Source organism: Corallococcus sp. AB049A (genome assembly GCF_003668885.1).
Classification (GTDB): Bacteria; Myxococcota; Myxococcia; order Myxococcales; family Myxococcaceae; genus Corallococcus; species Corallococcus interemptor.
Window position 1 is genome coordinate 1 of record NZ_RAWL01000587.1, and the last position, 4,305, is coordinate 4,305.

Below are 4,305 nucleotides of genomic sequence, written 5' to 3' on the forward strand. Positions count from 1 at the left end.
GAGGTGTATAAGAGACAGCCTTCTCCTTCGCGGTCAGCGGGCGCAGCGTGAAGATGGAGCCGTCCTGCTCCAGGTGGAGCGAGTAGGCGCGGGCCACGGTGCGCAGGGCCTGCTCGGCGCTGATGCCGCGCAGCCGCACCTCCGCGGGCGTGTCCAGGTCGCCGGTGACGACCAGGTTCAGGCCGCCCTTCTCCGCGATGGTCTTGAGCGCGTCGCGCAGCGAGCCTCGGAAGCTCACGTCGATGGTGCGGGCCGGAGCCGCGGCGGCAGCGGCGGGGGCCGGGGTGCCTTCCGCGAGCGCCACGGGGGCGCCGAGGAGGAGGGTCGGAAGCAACAGGCGGGGGAGGATCTTCATGGTCACGCTCAGGCTTCGGAGAGGGACGGAGGAGGGGAACCGACCAGGCGCTTCAGGCCGAACAGCGACGTGAACACGACGAAGGCGACGATGCAGGCCACCGCCAGCCCCGCGGTGCTCCACAGGGCGTGCGCACCGCTGAACAGCCCTTCGACGAACATCCGGCCGTCGCGCACGCTGGCCGCGAACGCGGTGCCCATGCGGCCGAGCGCCCTGTCATTGGTGAACAGGAAGCCCAGCCCCACGCCCAGGGACGTGAGCAGGATGGCCAGGCCCGTCCACACCTCGCGGCGCTGGGGCACGGGGCTCTCCGCGACGCGGGCCATCACGTTGACGACCAGCGACGGAGGCGGCAGCGGATCCGCCAGCCGGTACAGGTCGTTCTCCAGCAGCCGGTGCTCCTCCATCACGGCGGCGCACGCCTCGCACTCCGCGGCGTGATCCAGCGCGGGGCCCTCACCGGCCTCCAGCTCCGCGAAGAGGACTTCCAGGTCGGGGCAGGGGGTGGGGCTCATTTCGTCTCCTCCTCGGCGGGAGTCATCTTCTTGCGAAGCTTTTCACGGGCGCGGAACAGGCGCGCCATGATGGTCCCGGGCGCGCAGCCCATGATCTGCGCGATCTCCTTCGTGGTGCGCTTCTGGACGTAATAGAGCGCCAGCACTTCACGGTCGTCCACGGAGAGCGTCTCCATGGCGGCCTCCAGCGACTGCCGCTCCTCGCGCGCGATGGCCCCGTCCTCCTGGGACGCCTCGTTGCTGGGGAGCACCTCCTTCATGGGCTCCAGCTCCTCCGTGCGCACCTTGGTGCGGCGGCGGAGCAGGTCCAGGCAGAGGTTGCGGGTGATGGCGAGCACCCAGAGGTCGAACGGGCGCGCGTCGTCGTAGCGGTGGAGGTTCTGGTATGCGCGGAGCAGGGCCTCCTGCGCGACCTCGGCGGCCTCCGCCTCGCTCTGCAACAGGCGCAGCGCCAGGCCGTACACCGGGCGCTGCACGCTGCGAACCAGCGCTTCGAAGGCGGACGGGTCCCCCTTGCGGGCGGCCTGCACGTCCGCCTGCCAGGGGAGCGGGGCGGCGTCCTCAGCCATCAGCATTCCGATGGCCATGGGGAGCGAGTCGAGGGCAAGAGCGTTCACACCCTGGACTACGGGCGCGGCGAAACCCCATTGCGCCGCCCCTGAACATCACTTCCGCTTCTGTTTTTTCGCGGACTTGGCGGCGGCCAGGCGCTGCTTTTCGGCCTTTTCCGCCCGCCCTTCGGCCTTCACCTGCTTGCGCTGCTTCTGCTTCGCCCGGAAGCCCAGCGGAATCTCAGCCTCCGGGGCAGGCGGGGGGGCAGCCTTGACCTCATCCAGGTCCGGCAGCGCCTCGCGGGGAGCGCGCGCCGGCCGGCCAATGCGGCTGGGAGGACGGGCGTCCTTGCCTGGCGTGGCAGCCCGGTCGTCGCGACGGGAGGTGGCCGGACGGGCGGGGCGCTCGGACGAGGCCGGGCGCGTGGTGCGGGGCGCGGCGCGGTCCGCCAGGGTGCGGTGGCGCGAAGGGCCTTCGGAGGCACGCGCGGCGCTCCGGGCCTCTTGCACCCGCTCCTCCTCGCGCTCGGTGGTGACCAGGCGAGGACGCTGCGAGGTGCGGATGTCCTCCTTGGAGTCCTCCGTGTACTCGAAGTGGAACAGGCGCTTGATGACCAGCGTGGCGTACGCGCCCGGGGGCAGCGTGAAGGCCACGTTGACCTTGATGTCGCCGCGGTTCACGTCGTCGTGCTGCGTGCGGCCCACGACGAGCTTGTGCGGGAACATCACCAGCGGGCGCTGCTCCTCCTTGAAGTAGAGCATCCGCTCCGCGCCCTTGATGCGCAGGTCGGGGAGCTTGAGCTTCTCCTTGCCCAGCACCCACGTCATGGCCTCGGCCACCTTCGGATCCTCGAAGGTGGAGTCCGGCCCCACGAGCGGGAAGGTCTTCTCGCGCAGGATGTGGAGCACGTCCGGCGTCGCGTCCCGGTAGTGCAGCAGCGTGCCGGCCTGGTAGCGCATGGGGAACATGGCTTCGCGCGGCAGCATCAGCTGGAGGTAGCGCCGGACGCCCTCGTTCCAGAGGAAGCTCTGGTACTCGAAGAGGATCATCGCCCGGTAGTCCGAGTCGATCTGCAGGAACGCCCGGAGCCAGTCGCCCGGGTGCTCACGCAGGCTGCGCAGGATGCGGTGGTACTTCTTCGCGCCCTCGAAGGGCACGCGCGCGTCCCACTTGCCCCAGTTGTCGCGCCAGAAGCCCTTCACCTTGGCGTCCTCGGTGCGGTCCAGGTCCGAGGGGCGGGCGAAGTAGTTGTGCAGCGCGGCCTCGAAGTCGCCCCGGATGAGGTCCTTGGCGATGAAGCCCTGGCCGTGCTTGATGGCGCCGAAGCGCTGGCTGTCGAAGTAGTTCACCACGCCCAGCCGGTTCACCTCCGCGGCGGCCAGGTTCAAGGGCGCCAGCGAGTCGTGCGTGAGGGCGCGCACGGTGACGGAGAAGCGGTTGGAGGTGATGTTCCTCGCGGACAGCGGCTTGTCCGTCCGGCCCAGGAACTTCAGGCGCAGGTCGGGCTCCTGCATGTCCACGTCCGCGCCATCCACGGCGATGATCTGCTCGGTGCGGCCCTGCTTGTCCTTCAGGCCGCAGTAGCTGATGGCGCCGGGCTTCAGCCCGAACGCGTCACGGATACGATTCACCGCGTCGAAGGTGGACAGCTTCTGCTTGTCCATCAGGTAGACGCGATGCTTTCCGCTGGCGACTTCGTCGAAGCGGTAGGACTCCTTCACGGAGAAGTCCTCGGGTTTTTGCTTGATTCGCACGACAGCCCCCTTACCAGCGTGGACGCGCGGATAGAAGCGTTCGCGCCTGAAATGGGCTTAACCTGCAACCCCATGAGAAACCTTCCCGCCCTGTTCCTCCTGGGGCTCGCCGGCCTCGTCGTGGGGTGCGCGACCCCTCTCTCCACCATGCAGACGGCGAAGACGCTGGCGCCGGGCCAGGTCCAGGTGAACGGCAGCATGGGGGTGTTCGTCCCGGTGGGGACGCTGGCGTCGGTGGTGGACGTGGGCATCGACCAGGGGCGCGCGGCGAAGCGGGCCATTGACGAGGACACGCCCTACACCCTCACGGAGGAGGACCAGCAGCGCCTGCTGACGGCGGGCCTGGCCCTGGTGGTGGCGCCGCCGGGGGTGAACCCGGAGCTGATGGTGCGGGTGGGCCTGCTGGACGGGTTCGACGTGGGCGGGCGCTACAACGGCAACTCGCTGCGCTTCGACGGCAAGGTGCGCCTGGCCCACGGCGGGCCGGGTCCTCGCCGCTCCTATGACCTGGCGCTGGGGGTGGGGGTGTCCAAGTACCTGTTCTCCGGGGCGGTGATGGACGTCCTGGAGGTCGTCCAGCTGGGGGATTTCAGCCGGACGGACGTGGAGATTCCGCTGTACCTGAGCGCGGAGTACGGCGACGTGTTCAAGCTCTACGGCGCCCCCAAGTACGTCTTCAGCCACACGCGCCTGGACGCCCAGCTGGTGGACTTCAGCAAGCAGGGCAAGCCCGTCACGGGCTTCGACGCGAGCCTTCCGTCCACGGTGAACAGCCACTTCGTGGGCTCCACGGTGGGGTTCGCGGTGGGCTACAAGTACGTGCACTTCTACGCGGAGCTCACCGGGGGCTACGTCTTCTGCAACCCCCACGTCTTCGGGCAGAAGCGGGACCTGGGCGGGATGACCTTCCTGCCGTCCATTGGCCTGGGATTCAGGGCCCCGGAGCGCCGGCCGGCCGCGTCAGCGGATCCGGCGGCCCCGGGGACGCTGGCACCGCCGTCCACATGAACCTTTGGCAGGGGGCGGGGACTGACCGGCCGTGCAGGCCACCGGCGCCCTGGAACCCGGGCAGCGTCGCGAGCGTTCCTTTGGGGCGGAAGGCTCTGGTAGTGTCCGGGCCGGTGAGGAT

General features: G+C 69.5%; 3 protein-coding genes and 2 pseudogenes. 1 reads left to right on the plus strand and 4 read right to left on the minus strand.

Going from position 1 to position 4,305, the window contains the following annotated elements; translation table 11 throughout:
- The 4 genes and pseudogenes from D7X55_RS36610 to truD all read right to left on the minus strand — a co-directional run.
- A pseudogene (locus tag D7X55_RS36610) lies at positions 1 to 355 on the minus strand (hypothetical protein); the annotation flags it as partial.
- A gap of 8 nt (positions 356 to 363) precedes the next feature.
- Positions 364 to 870, minus strand: a complete 507-nt coding sequence (locus tag D7X55_RS36615) for a hypothetical protein (RefSeq protein ID WP_120552657.1) — start codon at positions 868 to 870, stop codon at positions 364 to 366.
- Entirely contained in the window at positions 867 to 1,439 is a 573-nt protein-coding gene (locus tag D7X55_RS36620) for an RNA polymerase sigma factor (protein WP_233610284.1), read from the minus strand. The genes D7X55_RS36615 and D7X55_RS36620 overlap by 4 nt, the downstream gene beginning before the upstream one ends.
- A 645-nt stretch (positions 1,440 to 2,084) precedes the next feature.
- Positions 2,085 to 3,176 (minus strand): annotated as a pseudogene (gene truD / locus D7X55_RS36625) (tRNA pseudouridine(13) synthase TruD); the annotation flags it as partial.
- Positions 3,177 to 3,248: 72 nt separating this feature from the next.
- Here truD and D7X55_RS36630 point away from each other — a divergent pair.
- A complete protein-coding gene (locus D7X55_RS36630; protein ID WP_120552660.1) occupies positions 3,249 to 4,184 on the plus strand; it encodes a hypothetical protein in 936 nt (311 codons plus the stop codon).
- Positions 4,185 to 4,305: the final 121 nt, after the last annotated feature.